Source organism: Blautia sp. St.27G3, assembly GCF_059728505.1.
This window is the reverse complement of sequence record NZ_BAAGFO010000001.1, coordinates 809,243-831,684: the sequence shown is the minus strand read 5'-3', so window position 1 is coordinate 831,684 and position 22,442 is coordinate 809,243. Positions and strand designations below refer to the sequence as shown.

Genomic DNA, 22,442 nt, shown 5'->3' with positions numbered 1-22,442 from the left:
GAGACAGGAATTGAACAGGAATTTTAGGGGAATTGTTTTTTATCTCGCAGCGATTCTGGTGATCTTCCTATTGGTAACGACGTTTCGTGACCGGCTTGAGGCAAGTCAGGCATGGAACAACAGTCAGCTGGAAGAAGCTCTTGAAAAAGGCAAGGTAGTAAAGGTTGCGATTACACAGAACCGGGAGGTGCCTACTGGCGTACTGCGGGTAACCACCACATCGGGAGAGGTGAAGAGTGTAAATGTTACGGATGTCAGGGCGGTGCAGGAGCTTTTAAAAGCGTATCCGTCTGTGAGTATGGAAGTCAGCGATGTGACGCGGGACAGCGTATTTCTGACGTCGATTCTTCCGATTCTGCTCATCTGCCTGCTGATGTTTTTCGTTTTCAGTATGATGAATCGTCAGGCTGGAGGCAGTAATGCTAGGATGATGAATTTCGGAAAAAGCCGCGCCAGGCTGATGAGTATGGCGGCTGGACGCGTGACTTTTAAGGATGTGGCAGGACTGCAGGAAGAAAAGGAAGAATTGGAGGAGATTGTTTCTTTTTTGAAAGAGCCTGCAAGGTTTCTTCAGGTGGGCGCAAGGATACCGAAGGGTGTAATTCTGGTGGGCCCTCCAGGAACTGGTAAAACGCTGCTGGCGAAGGCGGTCGCAGGTGAGGCAGGAGTTCCGTTTTTCAGTATTTCCGGTTCTGATTTTGTGGAGATGTTTGTCGGCGTTGGCGCTTCCCGTGTGCGGGATTTGTTTGAGGAAGCGAAAAAGCACCATCCGTGTATTATATTTATTGACGAGATTGATGCAGTTGCAAGACGCAGGGGTACCGGTATGGGAGGAGGCCACGATGAGCGGGAACAGACACTGAATCAGCTTCTTGTGGAGATGGATGGTTTCGGTGTGAACGAAGGTACCATTGTCATGGCAGCGACGAACCGTGTTGATATTCTCGACCCGGCAATTCTGCGGCCGGGACGTTTTGACCGCCAGGTAGCAGTGGGACGGCCGGATGTCAAAGGGCGCGAGGAGATTCTTCAGATCTACGCAAACGGAAAGCCGCTTGCGGACGACGTTGATCTGGAGGAGATATCGCGGACGACAGCAGGGTTTACCGGAGCAGACCTGGAAAACCTCATGAATGAGGCGGCAATTCTGGCAGCCCGGGAGCAGCGAGCTTATATCAGACAGTCTGATATCAACCGTGCGTTTATCAAAGTTGGAATCGGCGCTGAGAAAAAAAGCAAGGTCATTTCAGAAAAAGAAAAACGGATTACAGCGTACCATGAAGCGGGTCATGCAATTCTGTTTCATCTTCTGCCAGATGTGGGGCCTGTTCATACGATTTCCATTATTCCGACAGGGCGCGGTGCAGCTGGGTATACAATGCCGTTGCCGGAAAAAGATGAGATGTTTAATACGAAAGGCCGGATGTTGCAGGATATCATTGTGAGCCTTGGAGGCCGTGTGGCAGAGGAGCTTGTAATTGGTGATGTGACGACAGGCGCGTCGCAGGATATCAAGCAGGCGACCGGAGTGGCACGTGCGATGGTCACAAAGTTTGGTATGTCAGAACGCATTGGCCTGATTAATTATGACAATGATGACAATGAAGTTTTTATTGGACGTGATCTGGCCCATACACGTTCCTACGGGGAGGAAATTGCTTCGCAGATTGATCAGGAGGTAAAACGCATCATTGACGATGCTTATGCAAAAGCAAAGACAATGATATCTGAACATGAGTCAGTGTTGCATGCGTGTGCGAAGCTTCTGATCGAGAAAGAGAAGATCGGACGTGAGGAATTTGAGACTCTGTTTACAGCATAAAGAGGCATGGCAGCTTTTTCAGCAGATAGGAGAAAATATGCTGATGGAAATTTATGTATGGAATGCAGCAGGGTGTAAATGTGCACAAAAACGAAAGGCATTTTTTGTGAAGTTTATGCACACTTAATTGGCATACTATGGTAATATAATTATCGTAAAACCCCCCAATACATTATATAGTTTTTGCTACACCCCAATTTGAGAAATACCTTCTCCAAAAGAAGCAGTCGCGTGCGACTGCTTCTTTTCGTTGTGTCAAAGTAAACAGAAATCCCTGTTTCGCGAGTGGTTATGACTGAATTTATAGGAATAGAAATTGCGGAAGTTGAACACAAGGCAGACTGTACTTTTATAAAAAATGATTGTATAATGAAAAGAAGATATTTATTTTTCGGTCAAAAATAAGGAATCAGGGAGGAAAAGGCATGAAATTTCGGACACTTTCCATAAAAAGGAAGCTTTTTCTGATTCTGATGGTTTTTACATTGATTCCTGCGTGTCTGTTGTCGGCCTGGATTTATACGAAGGTTAGCGGAAACTGGCGTGAGAAGGAGTACAGCAATCAGTCGAATGAGCTAGGGAATATTCTAAAGACAACGGAACTTCAACTGAAGGAATACGAAAAAGTAATTTATCGTTTTTATCAGAATGAAGACTGTGCCAGAAGGCTTCGTACTGCGCGCGAAGAAAGAAGCCTGCTTGATTATGTTGAGATTACAAAGTATTTCCGTGATATTGTCAGCGACAATGAAAAGATTGCTTCCACGTATTTTTTTGCCAAAGACGGTGAGAATTTCAGACAGGATGCTACGACGACGGAAAGGTACATGTCAATGTATAAAGAGAATCCGGCATGGGAAGAACAGATTCAGTTGAAAAACGGGGCCATTACCTGGATACCGACTTTTATGATTACCACGAGCAGAAACATCTACCGTTATCTGTCATGCGGCGTTCTTGTGAAAGATCTAGAATCATCTGCATGGAAGCCGCTCGGGATTCTCGTATTAAATATCAATGTTTCATTTTTTGATGAGCTTTTTGAATTGCTTGGTCAGAAAAACGATCTGACGACGTATTTGATCACAGATGATGCCGGGAACATCATCTGGAGTAATCACGAGACATTTCCGGCAACTTTGGACTTGGACTTTTTTGCGTGTGTGCAGTCAGCAGATAAGCCATACAGTGAGCAGCGCTATCGGGACGATACGTGCATTGTCACAAGAATGCGGTCCGAGTATAATGGGTGGAATTATATCTCTATGAAGAGCAAGGCAGAGGTACTGAAGGCAGCAAATTGGGTGCTACTGCTGATTGCAGTAGAGCTGATACTGCTTTTGCTGGCAACAGTGCTGGGCGCGTACATTATACAGCACTACATGCTCCATCCGATTCAGAAGCTTGCGGCTGCTATGAATGCACCGGAGAATGAGCTTGTGCGTGTACAGCTTTCCACAAATCAGGAGGATGAGATCGGACTGCTTTACCGCAGTTTTAATGAGATGAATGACAGGCTGGAACGTTTTATTGAGAAGACTGCTGTAATGAACAAAAAAGAAAAAGAATACCAGATGCAGGTTTTGAATGCGCAGATCAATCCGCATTTTATTTACAATACGCTGGATACTGTGCAGTGGATGGCAATGGCAGTTCCGGCCCCCGATATCTGTCGATTGATCGCCTCTTTTTCGGATATTCTCCGCTATTCCATCAGTAAAAAGGAGAGTGTTGTCACACTGGAGGAGGAACTCAGCTGTATTCGTAATTATCTGAATATTTACGAGGAACGGTATGAAGCAAAGTTTTGCAGTTTTGAGATTGACAAGCGGATTTATCCGTATCGTACGTTTAAGATGCTGCTTCAGCCGATTGTGGAAAACTGCATTGTACATGGTTTTGAACAGAATGTAAATGAGGCTTCGCTGGAGGTGAGGGGGACACTGGATGATGATGAGGCCGTGATATGCATTGAAGATAACGGAGTTGGCATATCGGAAGAACGGATTTCTTACATTCTTTCCATGGACAGTGACCGCGTGGGAATCAGCAATATTAATCAAAGACTCAGACTTTTGTACGGAGAAGAGTACGGTCTGCAGATATACAGTGAAAAAGGAAAGGGTACAACGGTGATGCTTCGTTTTCCGAAAACCTCTCTTTCGCTGTAAGTATAGTTTGGGGGTAGAAGGATGTTAAAAGTATTGGTCGTGGATGATGAACCGAAGGTGCGGCGTGGCGTTTCCGGATTGATTGAGGCATATCCGGACAAGTATGAGCTTATGGGAAGCTGTGCGGATGCAGAGGGCGTCATTGGATTTCTGGAAAAGGCAATTCCGGATGTGATCGTGACGGATATCTGTATGCCGAAACAGGATGGGCTGGAATTGATCTATTATCTCAAGCATCGGTATCACAATCTGGACTTCATCATTCTGAGCGGGTACGGTGATTTTGAGTATGCGAAAAAGGCATTGCAGTATCAGGTGTTTGATTTTCTGCTGAAACCACTACGGCCGGAAAAACTGTATGAGGCGCTGGACGGAGTTTTTGAGAGAAGAAAAAACAGCCGTATTACAAAAGCAGAGAGTATGGAGGACAACTGTTTCTTTCATCTGATTCGAAGCGGTGAGAAAGAAGCGGAGGAAAAGCATCTGAAAGCGCTTGGTCTGTATGACCGGAAAGGAACGTACCGCGTGGGCATTTTTGATCTGGGCGATATACCAGCAGTGTGCCGGGCAGGGATTGAGCCACAAAAGTTGGCGGAGCAGGCCGGGCTGCCTGTTCCGGAATATATCTTTACATGTTTTGAGTATCAGATTGTCTTTGCATGGAATACGGAACCGGAGGAAACTGCGCTGAGAACAGCGCTTAGGGAGCTGGAAAAAGATCTGGGAGGGGCCGTCTATCTTGGTATCAGTCGGAAAATGGAGGGATGCCTGGAATTCCGAAAAATGTATTTTCAGGCGCTCGATGCAGTAAAGCAGCATATTTATAACAAAAAGCAGAGACTGTATTTCAGTGAAAAGGTGGCCGGAAGTGAAAGGCTGGTTTTCCCGGATGAGGTATGTGATCGTCTGCTTGGAGCAATCCGGCTTGGGAATGCAAAGCGCACGGAGCAGATGACAGAAACGCTGCTTGGCTATTATAGGGAAAATGCCTGCCATATTCTGCTTTTGAAACGGCATTTGCTGCTTTTACAGAAACGAATTGATATGCTTTCAGAAGAACTGGGAATGGAACGGAGCAGGGCAAAGGTGCTTTTAGATTTTGTCAGAAATATTGAAGAGGTGAATCATTTTGAGGAGATTCTGGAGTTCTGGAAAGATAATTTGCGGCAGATGGCGCAGGAGACGGCTTCTGCTGCGGAACGGAAAATGAATTCGTTTTATCTTGATCAGATTCTGAGTTATATTCAGAAAAATTATAATCAGAATCTTTCTTTAGAGGATGTGGCGGAGCATGTAAATCTGTCCGTAGGTTATCTTGGCAACTATTTTAAACAGAAAACAGGCATGAATTTTACGGATTATCTGGGACAGCTTCGGCTGGAGAAGGCGAAGGAGCTCTTGCTGCATTCCAATCAGAAGATTTACCGGATTGCGGAACTTGTCGGATATCAGAACTCACAGTATTTTGTGACAGCTTTCAAGAAAAAGGTCGGACTTACCCCCATGGAGTACAGAAAATGCCTAACGGAATCCGATACGGTGCACTGATACATGTCAGAAACAGAAAATTACAGGGTTGTTGCATACGATCGCTGGAAGAATACGAAAGATGTCAGAATAAAAAATAGACAAAGAATAGAAAAGGAAGAGGAGAAACTGCCGTGTAATATGATAGTTTCTCTTTTTAATTTTGGTTTCTTTTGTGGATATTGACAAAAAAGTAGGATCATTATAATAAATATAAGGTATTTGAAATGGAATTCAGGGTTTTTGTACCGTATAATAAAGTTATCCGAAAGGGATGAAGTGAAAAGGCGCCAGTTCTCATCCAATTCAAATGAGTACAAAGAATATGGAGGAAGTGTATGAAAAGAAAAGCGATAAGTCTGTTGTTATGTGCAGCGATGTTGGTTCCGTGTGTGAGTGTTCAGGCTGAAGGTGAGAAAAAGCAGCTGAAATTCGCAGTATTCAGTGAGAATCTGGAGTTGGAGTTTTTTGAGGATTGTATAGCAGAGTACAATGAACTTCAGGATGAAGTGGAAATCGTACTGGAGCAGATGCCGCAGGATGATTATCGTGGTGCAAAACTTGCAACCGCATTTGCATCAGGCGAAGGCCCGGATATTTTCTATTCATATCCGGGAATGTTCCTGAAATATGCGAGCGCAGGTACCATGCAGTCACTCAATGATTATATTGATCCTGCAGTTCTGGATGATTTTCTGGAGCCTGCCATTGATGCGTGTACGGTAAACGGCGAGATTCTGGCTCTCCCGTATGAGCTGGAGCAGGTTGGATTGTATTACAACAAGGAAGTACTGGCTGAAGCTGGTATTGAACCGCCGACTACCTGGGCGGAGCTGTATGATGCAGCTGCAGCGCTCACGACAGATACGAGATATGGTTACACGATGGAAACGGTAAAGGGCGGACATCAGCTCTTTGAGTGGTACCCATTCCTGTGGATGACCGGAAACGAAGTATTTAAGGATGGCAAGCTTGCACTGAACGAGCCGGGCGTAATCGAAAATTTTGAACTGAAACGTAAAATGTTTGAAGAAGGCTATGCAAATATCAACCCGAGCCGAAGCAACACAGATATCGGAATGCTGTGTGAGGGCGAGACGGCAATGCAGCTGATGGGAACCTGGGGAATTTCACAGATTAAAAACAGATATCCGGAAATGGAAGAAAAGATTGGCGTAGTACCGATTCCGGTAAGCGAAGGCGGCACACCGACAACGGTTGCAGGTGGATGGAAGCTCTGTGCAAATGCCAATTCCGATTATGCAGAGGAAGCGGCAAAGTTTGTGGTATGGATGTTTGGTTCAGAGGATAATTCCAAAACAGCTAGATGGTGCACAGAAGTGAAATTCGCTTATTCACCGAGAAAATCAGTAACCGCTGACCATGAAGAATTCTACCATGAAGGTCTGAAGGGCGTATTTACGGATAATATTCTCGGAACAGAGATTCCGGAGCTGAGACTTCCGGCAGAGATTTCTGATACGTTGCAGGATTTGCTGCAAACGGTTTATTTTGATACCAGCATCAGCGTAGAGGATGCGATTGCAATTGCAGAAGAAGAAGTAAATGATTTCCTCAGCACATATGACGGGGCACTGTAAAACTGATTGACGCAGGAGAATGAGAAAGGGACATTCGGGGTTGCTCCGGGCGTCCCTTTTTCAAAGAAAATTCCGGTGTTAAAAAAGGAGGGAAACCATTTTATGAAGAAGAAAAAACAGATCAGTCCCAAAAAGCGCAGAGAGGTATTGACCGCATACGGAATGCTGCTGCCTGACGTGCTTGGACTGCTGGTTTTTGTATTTATTCCGATTGTTTATGCGTTTTATATCAGTCTGCACAGCTGGACCGGGCTGTCTGACATGGATTTTATTGGTTTTGGAAATTATTTTAAAATGTTCAAGGATCGGATGTTTCGCAAGAGTCTGATTGTGACTGCGAAATATGCGTTCATGTACGTGCCGTGTGTTTTTCTCATGGCGTTGATGATGGCGAATCTGCTGAGTGCGCTGCACAAAAAGGTTCAGACGTTTTTCCGGACCATGTTTTTCCTGCCTTATGCGATTTCCACGGTTATTGCCGGTATCGTATGGTCCTTTATCTATAATCCCATGCAGGGATTTCTGAATCAGATTCTCGTGTTTGCAGGTATTGAAAAACAGAGATTTCTGGCCTCGCCGACGCAGGCGCTGCCTTCGATTGTGGCGGTAAGCGTATGGCTTGTGCTTGGCTATAATACGATTTTGTTTCTGTCTGCGATCAAGGATGTTCCGAGGGACTATTATGAGTCGGCTGAGCTAGACGGTGCCGGACCAGTGAAAAAATTCTTTTCCATTACGCTGCCGTTGATCAAAGAAACGACGATTTTTGTGCTGATTACGTGCACAATTTCTTCGTTCCAGGCATTTGACCAGATCAGGGTTATGACAGAGGGAGGACCGGCAAGTGCGACGACGACATCCGTGCTCTATATTTACAAAGAGGCCTTTTCCACGTACGAGATGGGCTATGCGTCCTCGCTTGCGTTTGTGCTGTTCCTGCTGATTATGGTGCTGACTGTTTTGCAGATGGTACTGACAAGAAAGAAGGAAAGGTAGGGTGAGAGTATGAGGAAAAAAAGAATACGACAGGCGATTCTGATTGCTCTGGCTCTGGTGCTTGCAGTAATTATCGCATTTCCCATTTATCTGCTGGTGATCAGCGCGCTAAAGCAGCCGGAGGACATCTTTGGCATGAATATTTTTCCGCCGCTTTCGTCCCTGACGCTCGATAACTTCAAGACAGTTTTCAGCAAGGAAAGTTTCGGAACGTATATTGGCAATTCATTTTTTGTAGCGACGATCGTTACGGTAGTTGCACTGTTTTTCCACGCAATGGCCGGTTATGCAATTGCACGGCTGGAATTTCGCGGAAGAAAGCTGATTTTCAGCTGGATTTTGAGTACCATGATGGTGCCGTTTTCTGTTTTGATGATCCCGCTTTTTATTATGATAAAGAAAATGGGCCTTGTGAATAATCTGTGGGGTGTCATCATTCCCATGATTCCACATGCGTATGGTATTTTCCTGTTCCATCAGTTTTTTCTGGGAATCCCCAAAGAGCTGGAAGAGTCGGGATACATAGACGGTGCGTCTTATTTCGGCGTGTTCCGTCGTATCGTACTGCCACTGGCAAAGCCGATCTCCGTGACACTGGCCGTCTCGTTTTTCCTAACAAACTGGAATAATTACCTGTGGCCCTTGATTGTGGCGCAGGATAAGAAAATATGGCTGGTACAGATCGCGATTGCGAATTTTAAGACCGGAAATGCGGTAGACTGGAATCTTGTCTTGGCCGCTTCCTGTATCTCGGCATTGCCGATTATTATACTGTTTTTCGTGTTCCAGAGATACATTACGGATGGGATTAAGACGTCAGGAATCAAAGGATAAACGAATCAAAATTTATGGAATCAATGAAGGAGGAGAAGAGGATGAGTAATACGAACACACCTGCGTCGCTTGCGACAATTGCGCTGGCAAGGGATGCAAAAAGGATGAGGGAATCGAGTTATGACAGAACAGGTGGGAATGATGACAGGATTCATATTCAGCCAGGAGAGACATTTATATTTTTTGATGTACCCGGGTGCGGATGTATCACGCATTTTTGGTGTACGCTTGCACACGAACCGGAGGAGGTAAAATATTACCTGAGAAAATCAGTGCTGCGTTTTTATTGGGATGGCGAGAAGGAGCCGAGCGTCCTGGCGCCTGTCGGCGATTTCTTCGGTATGGGCCATGCAATGAGCAAAAATTTCGTCAGCGAGCCGCTGCAGATGAGTCCGGAGGACGGTAAGGGCTTTAACTGCTGGTTTCCAATGCCATTTTCGGATGGAGCGCGTATGACGATCACGAATGAGAGCGACCGGGAGCTTCTGTTTTACTATTATGTGGATTATGAAGCGTACCAAAGCCTTCCGGAGGAAATGCTGCGCTTTCATGCGAAATGGCACAGGGAGTTTCCGACACAGGGGCAGCCGGAGAAGAACTTTGAGACGCACAGAGAATGGTGCTTCGGCGGCGTCAATATGACCGGGGATGAGAATTATGTCATCATGGAGGCCGAAGGAAGAGGCCACTACGTGGGCTGTAATATCAACATCCACAACCTTCACAAAAACGCACTCTGGGACTGGCCGGGCGAGGGCGACGATATGATGTTCATCGACGGAGAGCTGTGGCCGCCAAGGCTTCACGGGACCGGAACAGAGGACTATGTGAACATGGCCTGGTGCCCGACACAGGAATACTGCGCGCCATACCATGGGCTGATTCTGGGCGGAAAGGATAACTGGAAGGGCAAGATCAGCTATTATCGTTATCATATTGCAGATCCGGTCATGTTTGAAAAATCAATTCGTGTGACGATTGAGCATGGACACGCAAATCATCGCAGCGACGACTGGTCATCCACCGCATACTGGTATCAGACAGAGCCGCACAGACCGTTTGAGGAGATTCTTCCAATGGAAAAACGTCTGCCGATCGAGGATTCCGATTATCTGTGGGAAGGAGAACTGGATGGGGATCATAGAAAAAATGAGGATTAACGGAAAAATTTGTCTGGTGGAGGAATAAGTTTCTTAAACTCAGGGGTGTGAAAAGATAAAGACAGATGCTGCGGTTTCGGATCAAGAAAACTGCAGCATTTTAAGTTTCCATTGCATTTTGTATGGAAATGTGTTGAAATGATTTCAGAAGCAATCATTTCAGCAAGGAATTCTAAAAATGAGAATGGAGGAATTATACGATGAAATATGGTATTTATTTTGCATACTGGGAGCAGGAATGGGGTGTGGACCAGAAAAAGTATATTCCGAAGGTAAAAGAGCTTGGATTTGATATTCTGGAAATTTCCTGTGCGATGCTGAAGCAGATTTCGCCGCAGGAGCTTACGGAACTGCGAAAGATGGCGGAGGATTCGGGCGTGACACTCACCGCAGGATATGGGCCGAATGCACAGGAGAACCTGGCAAGCAGTGATCCTGCTGTTGTAGCGCATGCGCTTGCATTTTACACAGATATTCTGAAAAAACTTGAGGTTCTGGATATTCATACCCTAGGCGGGGGTATCTACTCCTACTGGCCAGTCGATTATTCAAAGCCGATTGACAAGCAAGGAGATTGGCGCAGAAGCGTGGAAAATGTCCGCAAAGTAGGCCAGATTGCAGGTGAATGCGGCGTTGATTACTGTCTGGAAGTATTAAACCGTTTTGAAGGGTATCTGCTGAACACGTGTGCAGAGTGCCGCAGATTTGTGGAAGAGGTTGACGTGGACGCTGTAAAAATTATGCTGGATACATTCCATATGAACATTGAAGAGGACAGCATGGTGGAAGCGATTTTGCTGGCAGGCGATAAGCTGGGGCATTTCCATGTGGGAGAGAACAACCGACGCGTGCCTGGAAAGGGAGGCTTCCCATGGTATGAGATCGGTATGGCGCTGCGGGCCATCGGTTACGATAAAAATGTGGTAATGGAGCCGTTTGTAAAGAGCGGCGGAGGCGTAGGCAATGATATTAAAATATGGCGCGATCTGAGCGGAGGGGCATCTGATGCACAGCTCGACGAGGACGCAAAGAATTCCGTCGCGTATCTGCGCTATGTATTTGGCGGACCGCAGTCGGACTATGCAAGCGTGTTGAAACGAAGATAAATTTTATTTGTTTTTGTAAGAACTGAAGCTGCTGCATGAAAAATAAAGGATTTCGGATATGGCCTTTCTAAAAAAAGTATTCCATATTCGATATCCTTTTTTCATGTTATCGTTTTCTATTGCAGTAAAGGGTTTTCCCTGTAGCACAAAAATCAGTTCAGGGAAGCGGTCTGTCGTAATATGTAATTATGAGAGAGAAAAATTAGTGAAGTCAGGTGAAAAATGCTGGGTTGTACAAAGCTTGAAAATAGCGTAGAATATATGGAGATTTTTGGGACAGCTCTGTCTGCCCGGGGAGGTATGTATGGACCAGAAGACAAAAACTGTCATGAAAAAGCTGCGCTATGCGATGCTGATGCGCCCTGTTTTTAATATGAATGCGTTGTTCAGTGATGAGACGGAAAATTATGTGACGCCAATGGAACCAAAGCCCGGCGACCGGATCAGAATCCGTCTCCGGACGCAGAAGGACAATGTGGACTGTGTCTATTTTATCAGCGGTGCGCTGAAAAAGGAGATGACGTTAGAGTTCTGTGAGAGTCGTTTTGATTATTATATGATTGAGATGGAAGCAGGAACGGAACCGATTTATTATTATTTTGAAATCCAGAACGGGCAGTTTCGATGCTTCTATAATAAATGCGGGGTGTCACGGGATTTGCAGCAGAGCAAATCGTTTTGTATCGCCCCGGGGTTTGCCACTCCGAAATGGGCAAAGGGAGCGGTCATGTATCAGATTTTTACAGATCGTTTCTGCAACGGAGATACGGGAAACGATGTGCTGGATAAAGAGTATGTCTACATCGGAGACTATACAACACAGGTGCAGGACTGGAATAAGCTTCCCGCTGCTATGGGCGTCCGTGAATTTTACGGGGGAGATCTTCAGGGGGTTATGGATAAGCTTGATTATCTTCAGGAACTCGGGATTGATGTGGTATATTTTAATCCTTTGTTTGTCTCGCCGTCCAATCACAAATACGATATTCAGGACTATGATTATATTGATCCGCATTTTGGAAAGATTGTCAGGGATGCGGGTGCGCTTGTGCGCGACGGGGAACATGATAACCGGCAGGCGACGCGCTATATTAACCGTGTGACTGGGCTGGATAATCTGGAAGCCAGCAATGAGCTCTTTATATCCCTGGTCGAAGAGCTGCATAAAAGAGGGATGCGGGTTATTCTGGACGGGGTGTTTAACCACTGTGGTTCATTTAATAAATGGATGGATCGGGAGCGTATTTATGAGAACCAGAACGGTTATGAGAAGGGAGCTTACGTCTCGGCAGACAGTCCGTACCGGAGCTTTTTCCGGTTTCAGAATGAACACGAGTGGCCGTATAATCCGTTTTATGACGGCTGGTGGGGACATGATACACTGCCAAAGCTGAACTATGAGGATTCTCCGAAGCTGGAAGAATATATTCTGAGAATTGCAAAAAAATGGGTATCGCCGCCGTACAATGTCGATGGATGGAGACTTGATGTGGCGGCGGATCTTGGCTTTTCGCTGGAATACAATCATGAGTTCTGGAGAAAATTCCGCAGAGCTGTGAAGGAGGCAAATCCGGATGCAATCATTCTGGCTGAGCATTATGGAGACGCGTCGGGATGGCTACGCGGAGATCAGTGGGATACGGTGATGAATTACGATGCTTTTATGGAGCCGCTGACCTGGTTTTTTACAGGTATGGAAAAGCACAGCGATGAGTTCCGGGAGGGGATGCTTGGAAATGCAGACAGTTTCATCGGAGCCATGAAATACCATATGGCCTGCATGATGGCGCCTTCGCAGCAGGTGGCGATGAATGAGCTTTCGAATCATGACCATTCCAGATTTTTGACAAGGACAAATGGCAGAGTCGGCAGAGTGGAAACTTTGGGAGGCAGTGCTGCGAAAGATGGAATCCATCCGGAGGTTATGCGTGAGGCTGTTGTGATGCAGATGACTTGGCCGGGAGCACCGACGGTATATTATGGAGATGAGGCCGGAGTATGTGGCTTTACCGATCCGGATAATCGCCGGACCTATCCATGGGGACAGGAGGATCAGCAGATGCTTGCCTTTCACAAACGGGTGATTGCACTGCATAAACGCTACCCGGTGTTTACGAATGGTTCTCTGAAATTTCTGTATGGGTCCTACAACTGTCTCGCGTACGGACGCTTCAGCCGCGAGAGCCAGATTGCTGTGATTTTTAATAATAACCCGTATGAGGAGGAAATCCGGGTTCCAGTGTGGGAGATCGGAGTGACAAAACAGCAGGTTATGCGCCGCGTATTTGCGACCGGGCCGGAAGGATTTACGGAGGAACCGGCGATTTATCCTGTTTATTCGGGGATAGTGTCCGTGCGTTTGCAGGGAACCTCGGCCGTTGTACTGGTTGCAGAAAAAGGGGACTGGCCAGGCGACAGGGCTGGAATTATTTAGAAAAACAGTGTGCCGCTGTTCGTTTTTAAGAAAAAAGCAAGATTGTTTTAACCGGGACTTTCTTTTATTTCCAGCCTCTTTGCTTTAGACTGGAGATAGAAAATACGACAAGCAGGAGAGCGAAGGGGAGAACTGACCTATGAGAAAACGAACAGCAGCGATTGTGGCAATTATAATTATTTTAATCCTAGGCGCCGTGGGTGCATATACTGCCATAGGGATACATTACCGGACCCATTTTTTTGAACATACGACCATCAATGGGATAGATGTGTCAGATCTGACGGTTCAGGAAGCCGAGGGGCTGATTGCAGATCAGGCGGAGGATTACAGCGTGAAGGTCCGGACAAAGGACGGCACGGTTGAGATTATCGAGGGAGACGAGATCGGATATCAGTTTGTCTCCAAAGGAGAGGTGCAGGGTTTTCTGGATAAACAGAATTTTTTTGCATGGCTTCCGGCTTCGTTTGGCAGTGGAAGTGAGTATGTGATGCAAGCTTCTGTTACCTACGATGAGGCGAAGCTGATTGGGGCGGCAAAGGCTCTTGCATGTATGCAGGCAGGTGAAGAGGCTGCGCCGAAAAATGCCTATCTGACCCGCGAGGAGAGCGGTACGTATGTGATTGTGCCGGAGCAGGAAGGAAGTCAGCTTGACCACGGGAAGGTCGAGGATCTTTTGAAAAATACGGTAAAAAACGGAGGAAAGACGGTTGATCTTGTGGCCACAGATTGCTACGTAAAGCCGGCCGTACGGGCAGATGACAAGAGTCTGAAGACAGAGGCAGATCTTTATAACCGTTACAGTACCATTACAATCACGTATCAGATGGGTGGAGGAGTTACAGAAACACTCGAAGCGGAGACTGTGGCGTCATGGTTTTCACTGGATGAAAACAAACAGCCTGTATTTAACCGGGAGGCGGTTGCAGCCTGGGTGAATCAGCTGGCAGATCAGTATGATACGATTGGGGCTTTTCTGCCATTTGTGACTTCCAATGGCGAGACGGTTTATCCGGAATCCCGCACGTATGGCTGGCAGATGGACCGCGAAGCAGAGACAGAAGCGCTGTATCAGCAGCTTCTGACCGGAACAAGTGCGCAGCGCGTTCCGGTTTGGCTGGAAGGTGCATGGAGTCGCGGAGCGAATGATATTGGAAATACATATGTAGAAATTGATTACACAAATCAGAGAATGTGGTATTATAAGGATGGTGCGCTGCTAGTGGAGACGTCGGTCGTTACCGGCAATGTGAGTGCAGGAACGGCCTCGCCGGAAGGAGTATTCTGTCTGGTGGGCAAAGAAGAGGATGCAACGCTGGTTGGGGAGGATTACAAGACGCCGGTCGATTACTGGATGCCGTTTTACGGAGGTGTCGGAATTCATGATGCGGACTCGTGGCGCAGTACATATGGCGGCGATATTTACATGTGGAGCGGTTCCCATGGCTGTATCAATACGCCGACCGCGCAGGCGGCAATTATTTACCAGAATATCGAGGTCGGCACCCCGATCATCTGCTACAGCTCCGAAACGAGTTATGATTACGGGCAGACAGGAGCAGGAAGCACGGCAGGAGACGGGAATGTAGTTATTTCAGGAACGGATTTAGGGAACGTAGATCTTGGCGGAACTGATTCAGGAATGACAAATATCGGTGGAACCGATTCAGGGAGCATGGATATCGGCGGAACTGATTCAGAGATCATCGATATCGGTGGAACAAATTCAGGAATGACGGAGATCGGGGGATCTGGTTCAGGAAATGCAGGGGACGGGATTTCACAGTCCGGTTCGGAGTTTCCGATTACGATTCAGGATGAGTGGTCAGGGAGCGGGAACGATGAGACCGTTATCTGGTGACGGGACAGAGTTTCTATCTGGCGGAATAAGAATATTTATAAGGATTTCAGGAGGGCATTTCGAATGAAAATAGTAGTTTTGGCAGGAGGAATCAGCACAGAACGTGAGGTTTCAATTACATCAGGGACGATGGTCTGCAAGGCGCTGAGGGAAAAGGGACATCAGGCAGTTCTGGTGGATGTTTACTGCGGAGTACAGGGAATGCCCGGGAATACGGTCCGGACGGCAGAGACAGGAGAAAAAGTCGAAGCGCAGAGTAATTCACATACAGAGGGAAAAGAAGCGGCGGATATCTGGTCAGCACAAAGGTATGATGTGGACGAAGCAGCGGCATATATGCGTGGCTTCAATGATAAAATTCCGGAAATGAAAAAGGTCAGAAGACAGTTTTTTGGACCAGGGGTACTGGAACTTTGCCAGGAAGCGGAGCTTGTGTTTATGGCGCTTCATGGGGAAGACGGAGAAGGCGGAACGGTGCAGGCGTTTTTTGATCTGATGGGAATCCGGTATACGGGATCGGGCCATCTTGGGAGCGCCGTTGCCATGGATAAGGGGCTTTCGCGAAAGCTGTTTGCGCAGGATGGAATCCCGACTGCAAAAGGGATCGTGTTGAGCCGGACGCAGGAAAGGCTGCCAGCTTTAGAAAATGGGGTGGGGCTGCCCTGCGTGGTGAAACCGTGCTGCGGAGGTTCGAGCGTAGGCGTGGCGATTGTACATACACAGCAGGAATATTCTGAAGCGCTGGAAATGGCTTTTGGATATGAAGAAGAAGTTGTTGTGGAGCAGTATATCGAAGGAAGAGAGTTTTCGGTAGGCGTTGTGGAAGGAAAGGCCTATCCGGTTATCGAAATTGCACCCTTGGTGGGATTTTATGATTATACAAACAAATACCAGGCTGGCTCGACGATCGAGACGTGCCCGGCGCAGCTCGATGAGCAGACGACAGCCCGGATGCAGCGGTATGCGGAGATGGCGTACCATGCGCTGAAACTGCAATGCTACGCGCGGATGGATTTTATGATGGGGAAAGACGGAGATCTGTACTGCCTTGAGGCAAATACGCTGCCGGGTATGACGCCGACGAGCCTCCTTCCGCAGGAAGCGGCAGCGCTTGGGATGAGCTTTGCAGATCTGTGCGAGCTGCTGATTGAGGTATCAATGAAGCATCAGAGTTGATGGAAGGATTGCGGAAACATCAAAAATAAGAACAGGACGAGAGGAAAGAGATATGAAGGGATTGACATTGCAGCGTATTGCCGAGGTTTGTGCGGGTTCGTACGTGGGCAGGGCAGAGGATGCGCAGCGGGAGGTAAGCGCTATTACGACAGACAGCAGGAAGGCGGAGCCGGGAGGCCTGTTCGCGGCAATCAAAGGCGCGCGGGTGGACGGCCATGATTTTATCCCGGCCGTGTTTGAAAAGGGAGCGCTCTGCGTGCTTTCAGAGAAGGAGCTTTCGAATGCAGAAGGCAATTATATTCTGGTGGAATCTACGCTTGAGGCATTAAAAGCGATTGCACAAGAATATCTGGAGCAGCTGCAGATTCCGGTCGTGGGGATTACAGGCAGTGTCGGAAAAACAAGCACGAAGGAAATGATCGCTGCTGTGCTTTCACAGAAATACCGTGTGCTGAAAACGGCCGGCAATTTTAACAATGAGCTGGGACTTCCTTTGACGGTTTTCCGGCTTTGCGAGGAGGATGAAATTGCCGTTCTTGAGATGGGCATCAGCAATTTTGGTGAGATGCACCGCCTGGCAAAAATTGCGAAGCCGGATACGTGTGTGATCACAAATATCGGGCAGTGTCACCTGGAATTTCTGGGGGACAGGGACGGTGTGCTGCGGGCAAAATCAGAAATTTTTGATTTTCTTCGTCCGGATGGGCATATTATATTAAATGGAGAAGATGATAAGCTGTCAGAACTGACGCAGGTCAAAGGGATTTGTCCGGTGTTTTTTGGATTTGGAAAAGAGAATGCGGTATATGCGGACCGGATTGAGAAAAAGGGATTTGACGGGATTTCCTGCCAGATTCATACAGAAAAGGGCAGCTTTACCGCCCAGATTCCCGTACCGGGTATGCATATGGTCCTGAATGCGCTGGCAGGTACGGCGGTTGGATTGCACTACGGGCTGACGACCGCACAGATTCGCGCCGGGATTGAGAGCCTGCAGCCGGTAAGCGGCAGGTTCCACATTGTGCATACAGAGGACTATACGATAATTGACGACTGTTATAATGCCAATCCGGTCTCCATGAAAGCGTCACTTGAGGTTTTGCAGGATGGTCTGGGCCGGAAGGTTGCGATTCTTGGCGATATGGCGGAGCTTGGGCCAGAAGAGCGTGCGCTGCATCGGGAGGTCGGTGAATTTGCCGGAAGTCTGGATATTGACTGCTGTATCTGTGTCGGTACTTTGATGACAGAGCTGGCAGACGGGATTTCCAGGGTAAATTCCAAAATACAGGTCATTCAAATGGACAGTTTGCAGCAGCTTTTGCGGGAGCTGCCGGGGCTGGTGAAGAAGGATGATACGATTCTGATAAAAGCGTCGCATTCCATGCATTTTGAGAAGGTCGTGGAATGGCTGGGCGGGAGCCAGGCATGAGACTGTGGAAATCGGGGAGATACTCCGGGGACGACAGTACCGTTATGCAGGCAGTACGGCGGTTTTTTAATTACAGACAGAACGGAGAGAATAGTATGTACATCATAGCAGGACTTGGCAATCCGGGGAGCAAATATGCTGGCACGAGACATAATGCCGGCTTTGAGACAGTGGAGCGTCTGGCAGAAAAATACAGGATTGATCTCATCACAAAAAAGTTTCAGGCGCTTTGCGGCACCGGTGTGATTGAAGGACAGAAGGTACTTCTGTTAAAGCCGCAGACTTACATGAATTTAAGCGGGGAGAGCATCCGGGCAGCATGTGATTTCTATAAAATAGATGTGACAGAGGAACTCATTGTTCTGTATGACGATATCAGCCTTGCGCCGGGACAGTTGCGTATCCGCAAGAAAGGAAGCGCCGGAGGCCATAACGGAATCAAAAGTATCATCAGCCATCTTGGAACAGAGACATTTAAGCGTGTCAAAATCGGAGTCGGGGAGAAACCGGCCGGATTTGATCTGGCTGACTATGTGCTGAGCCGTTTTTCAAAGGCGGAACGGGATGAGATGGAAGACGCGTTTTCGCGGGCAGCCATGGCAGCTGCACGTCTTGTGACGGAAGAAACAGAACAGGTTATGAATGAATTCAACATAAAAAGAAAAGGACCTCTTATATGAATGCATTTTTAACTCCCATGCAGCAGCTGGGGGAATTTGAAGAGATAAGCCAGAGGCTGGCCGGCAACCGTGGAATGCTCCAGGTTACCGGCTGCATTGATTCTCAGAAACCTCATTTTATTTACTGTGCAGGCGAACAGCTGCGGCGTATGAAGCTGATCGGGAAGCGGTTTGCAACGGTTATTATTGCGCACAATGATTTGCGTGCAAAAGAAATATTCGAAAATTTCAAATTTTTTGACCATGAGATTCTTTATTTTCCGCCAAAGGATCTGATTTTTTTTCAGGCTGATATTCACAGCAATCTTCTGGAACAACAGCGCATCGCAGTGCTCAAGGCGCTGCTGGAAAAGCAGCAGGTTACAGTTGTGACCACGATGGCCGCGTGTATGAATCACCTGGTAGCTTTTGCGGACTGGATGAAGCATATCATGGTCATTGAAAGCGGCTGCGAGCTGGATATCGAGAAGCTGAAAAAAGATCTGGTTCTGTTTGGCTATGAACGGACAGGGCAGGTAGAAGGCCCGGGACAGTTTGCCGTGCGAGGGGGTATCATTGATATATTTCCGCTGACGGAAGAAAATCCAATCCGTGTTGAGATGTGGGGAGAGGAAGTGGACTCTCTGCGTAGTTTTGACGTACAGAGCCAGCGCTCCATCGAGAATCTTGCATTTGTGCGGATTTATCCGGCGGCAGAGTTGATTCCGGACGAGGAGCAAAGAGAAAAAGCGCTGGAATGGATCGCAAAAGAGGCGGAGCAGTCTGAAAAAATCTTCCGTAAGGAAAGAAAGACGGAAGAGGCTGCACGGATACGGAGTCTTTTGCAGGATTGCCGGGATCAGATTGAGGAACTTGGAGAGCCGCTTTCCATGGAAGGGTTTATTGATTATTTTGTGCAGGAAAAGACGAGCTTTCTGGACTATTTTGACCCGGAAACCACGCTTTTTTTCTTGGATGAGCCAAACCGTCTTCTGGAATCGGGTGATGCGGCGGAACTGGAATTTCGGGAAAGTATGCAGCACAGACTGGAAAAAGGATATGTGCTTCCCGGACAGGCGGGGCTTTTATTTTCCTGCCAGGAAACAGTGGCTGCGCTCTGTCGCAGAAATGCAGTGGGGCTGTGTACGCTGGAAAATGCCCGCGCGCCTTTTTCAGTATCAGGAAAATTCAGCCTCACCGTGCGTTCTGTGAATCCCTACAACAATAGTTTTGAATTTCTGGTGAAAGATCTGAAGCAGTGGAAGCGGGAGGGATACCGCGTGATTTTGATGTCTGCTTCTAGGACGAGGGGAAACCGTCTGGCCGGAGATCTGATGCAGGAGGGACTGAGCAGTTATTACACGGAAAATCCCGAGCGTGATGTGCAGCCTGGCGAGATTCTGATCACGTGCGGCAATATCAAAAAGGGTTATGAATATCCTCTGATTAAATTTGTTGTCATTGCCGAGAGCGATATTTTTGGACAGGAACAGAAGAAAAAGAAGAAACGTAAGCGTTATGAGGGAAAGCACATTGCGAGCTTTACGGAGCTTTCAGTCGGGGATTTTGTTGTGCATGAAAATCACGGACTTGGCGTGTACAAAGGGATTGAAAAGGTAGAAGTTGACCACATTACAAAGGATTACATGAAGATTGAGTATGCGGGAGGCAGCAGTCTGTTTGTCCCGGCAACGCAGCTGGATGTGATTCAGAAATATGCGGACAGCGATGCAAAGCCGCCGAAGCTCAATAAGCTGGGAACGCAGGAGTGGAACCGGACGAAATCTCGTGTGCGCAGTGCAGTTCGTGTGATTGCGCAGGATTTGGTGGCACTATATGCAAGAAGACAGAGAAAAGAAGGCTTTGTTTACAGTGAAGATACCGTATGGCAGCGGGAGTTTGAGGAGATGTTTCCATTTGAGGAGACAGAGGATCAGCTGCTTGCAATCGAGGCGGTCAAGCAGGATATGCAGAGTCATAAGATTATGGATCGCCTGATCTGCGGGGACGTCGGTTACGGCAAGACAGAAATTGCCATCCGGGCTGCTTTTAAGGCAGTTCAGGATGGAAAACAGGTGGCTTATCTGGTTCCGACAACGATCCTGGCGCAGCAGCATTACAATACGTTTGCGCAGAGAATGAAAGATTTTCCGGTGCGGGTTGACCTCATGTGTCGGTTCCGCACAGCTGCGGAGCAGAAAAAGACGGTTACTGATCTGAAAAAGGGCATGGTCGACATCGTGGTCGGTACGCACAGGCTTCTTTCGAAGGATGTGGAGTATAAAAATCTCGGCCTTCTGATCATTGATGAGGAGCAGCGTTTTGGTGTGACGCACAAGGAGAAGCTTAAGCAGCTGAAAAGCGATATTGACGTTATGACGCTTACAGCGACTCCAATTCCGCGAACGCTGCATATGAGTCTTGTCGGGATACGGGATATGAGCGTGCTGGAGGAAGCGCCGCAGGAGCGTGTGCCGATTCAGACCTACGTTATGGAATACAACGAGGAGATGGTGCGTGAGGCAATCAGCCGCGAGCTGTCTCGCGGCGGACAGGTGTATTACGTTTACAACAAAGTGAATTCCATCGTGGATATGACGAATACGATTGCCCGTCTCGTTCCGCAGGCGCAGGTGGCGTTTGCGCACGGTCAGATGAAGGAGCGGGAACTGGAAGGAATTATGTATGACTTTATCAACGGTGATATTGATGTGCTTGTGACGACGACGATTATTGAGACAGGGCTTGATATTTCAAACGTCAATACAATGATCATTCATGATGCCGATACGATGGGGCTGTCGCAGCTGTATCAGCTTCGAGGTCGTGTCGGTCGGTCGAACCGGACGGCGTATGCATTTTTAATGTACCGGCGCAACAAAATGCTCAAGGAGATTGCGGAAAAACGGCTCTCAGCGATTCGGGAATTTACAGAGCTGGGAAGCGGTTTTAAAATTGCAATGCGGGATCTTGAAATTCGCGGCGCCGGAAATCTGCTGGGCAGTGAGCAGCATGGGCATATGGAATCCGTAGGCTATGATCTGTATTGCAAGCTTTTGAATGAATCCGTCAGAGAGTTACAGGGGCAGACGGTGGCTGAGGAAGCGTATGAGACGGTGGTCGATATGGATGTGGATGCCTTTATTCCGGAGCGCTATATTAAAAATGAATATCAAAAGCTTGATATTTACAAGCGGATTGCCGGAATTCGGACAGAAGAGGAATACGACGATATGCTGGAAGAGCTGATGGACCGTTTTGGTGAACCGCCGCGCTGTGTGCAGAATCTTCTGATGATTGCCCGGCTGCGCGCACTGGCGCATGAGGCCTATGTGACCGAGCTGACGCAGAAGGGGGACGAAATCAAAATAACGATGTTTGAGAAAGCCCGGATTGATACGACCAGGATCGATGGTCTGCTCAAAGCGTATAAAGGCAGGCTGAAGTTCAAAGTGGATACGGTTCCGTATTTCCTTTATCAGCGTCCGAAAACTACAAAAAAGGATAGCGAGACGGTGATACAGCTGGTGAAGGAGCTGGTGGAGGCAGTCCGGACGCTGAGCCAGTGACAATCACAGAGGCAAAAGGCGGTATGTGCATCTGCGAGAAGCGCCGAAGGAAGGTCAGAATGGTAAGTCCCAAGGTCTTCTGGGAATCAAAGAAACA

The 22,442-nt window shown here is 47.6% G+C and carries 14 protein-coding genes; all 14 read left to right on the top strand.

Annotated features, from left to right (window positions below; genetic code table 11):
- Window positions 1-10 precede the first annotated feature (10 nt).
- A complete protein-coding gene (ftsH, locus tag AC6I2O_RS03805; protein ID WP_497741851.1) occupies window positions 11-1,822 on the top strand; it encodes an ATP-dependent zinc metalloprotease FtsH in 1,812 nt (603 codons plus the stop codon).
- Between the two features lie 425 nt (window positions 1,823-2,247).
- On the top strand, window positions 2,248-3,993 hold the full coding sequence (locus AC6I2O_RS03800) for a cache domain-containing sensor histidine kinase (protein WP_120392627.1): 1,746 nt from the start codon (window positions 2,248-2,250) through the stop codon (window positions 3,991-3,993).
- A gap of 21 nt (window positions 3,994-4,014) precedes the next feature.
- Complete coding sequence (locus tag AC6I2O_RS03795; protein ID WP_497741850.1) at window positions 4,015-5,541, top strand: response regulator; 1,527 nt, start codon at window positions 4,015-4,017, stop codon at window positions 5,539-5,541.
- A gap of 317 nt (window positions 5,542-5,858) precedes the next feature.
- Complete coding sequence (locus tag AC6I2O_RS03790) at window positions 5,859-7,121, top strand: ABC transporter substrate-binding protein (RefSeq protein WP_120392629.1); 1,263 nt, start codon at window positions 5,859-5,861, stop codon at window positions 7,119-7,121.
- A 102-nt stretch (window positions 7,122-7,223) separates the two neighbouring features.
- The gene (locus AC6I2O_RS03785; protein WP_147412299.1) at window positions 7,224-8,117 is read left to right on the top strand and encodes a carbohydrate ABC transporter permease; all 894 of its coding nucleotides are present in this window, start codon (window positions 7,224-7,226) and stop codon (window positions 8,115-8,117) included.
- A 9-nt stretch (window positions 8,118-8,126) separates the two neighbouring features.
- Window positions 8,127-8,951, top strand: a complete 825-nt coding sequence (locus AC6I2O_RS03780; protein ID WP_120392631.1) for a carbohydrate ABC transporter permease — start codon at window positions 8,127-8,129, stop codon at window positions 8,949-8,951.
- A gap of 41 nt (window positions 8,952-8,992) precedes the next feature.
- Window positions 8,993-10,111, top strand: a complete 1,119-nt coding sequence (locus AC6I2O_RS03775) for a glycoside hydrolase family 172 protein (protein WP_497741849.1) — start codon at window positions 8,993-8,995, stop codon at window positions 10,109-10,111.
- 200 nt (window positions 10,112-10,311) lie between these two features.
- Window positions 10,312-11,217, top strand: a complete 906-nt coding sequence (locus AC6I2O_RS03770; RefSeq protein ID WP_120392633.1) for a D-psicose 3-epimerase — start codon at window positions 10,312-10,314, stop codon at window positions 11,215-11,217.
- 304 nt (window positions 11,218-11,521) lie between these two features.
- Entirely contained in the window at window positions 11,522-13,651 is a 2,130-nt protein-coding gene (locus AC6I2O_RS03765; RefSeq protein WP_497741847.1) for a glycoside hydrolase family 13 protein, read from the top strand.
- 139 nt (window positions 13,652-13,790) lie between these two features.
- On the top strand, window positions 13,791-15,512 hold the full coding sequence (locus tag AC6I2O_RS03760; protein ID WP_497741845.1) for a L,D-transpeptidase family protein: 1,722 nt from the start codon (window positions 13,791-13,793) through the stop codon (window positions 15,510-15,512).
- Window positions 15,513-15,575: 63 nt separating this feature from the next.
- Entirely contained in the window at window positions 15,576-16,688 is a 1,113-nt protein-coding gene (locus AC6I2O_RS03755; protein WP_120392635.1) for a D-alanine--D-alanine ligase family protein, read from the top strand.
- A gap of 52 nt (window positions 16,689-16,740) precedes the next feature.
- Window positions 16,741-18,117 carry a UDP-N-acetylmuramoyl-tripeptide--D-alanyl-D-alanine ligase gene (locus tag AC6I2O_RS03750; protein WP_497741844.1) on the top strand — a complete coding sequence of 459 codons (1,377 nt, stop codon included), beginning with the start codon at window positions 16,741-16,743 and terminating at the stop codon, window positions 18,115-18,117.
- A 95-nt stretch (window positions 18,118-18,212) separates the two neighbouring features.
- Complete coding sequence (pth, locus tag AC6I2O_RS03745) at window positions 18,213-18,797, top strand: aminoacyl-tRNA hydrolase (RefSeq protein ID WP_120392758.1); 585 nt, start codon at window positions 18,213-18,215, stop codon at window positions 18,795-18,797.
- The gene (gene mfd, locus AC6I2O_RS03740; RefSeq protein WP_497741843.1) at window positions 18,794-22,345 is read left to right on the top strand and encodes a transcription-repair coupling factor; all 3,552 of its coding nucleotides are present in this window, start codon (window positions 18,794-18,796) and stop codon (window positions 22,343-22,345) included. The genes pth and mfd overlap by 4 nt, the downstream gene beginning before the upstream one ends.
- Window positions 22,346-22,442: the final 97 nt, after the last annotated feature.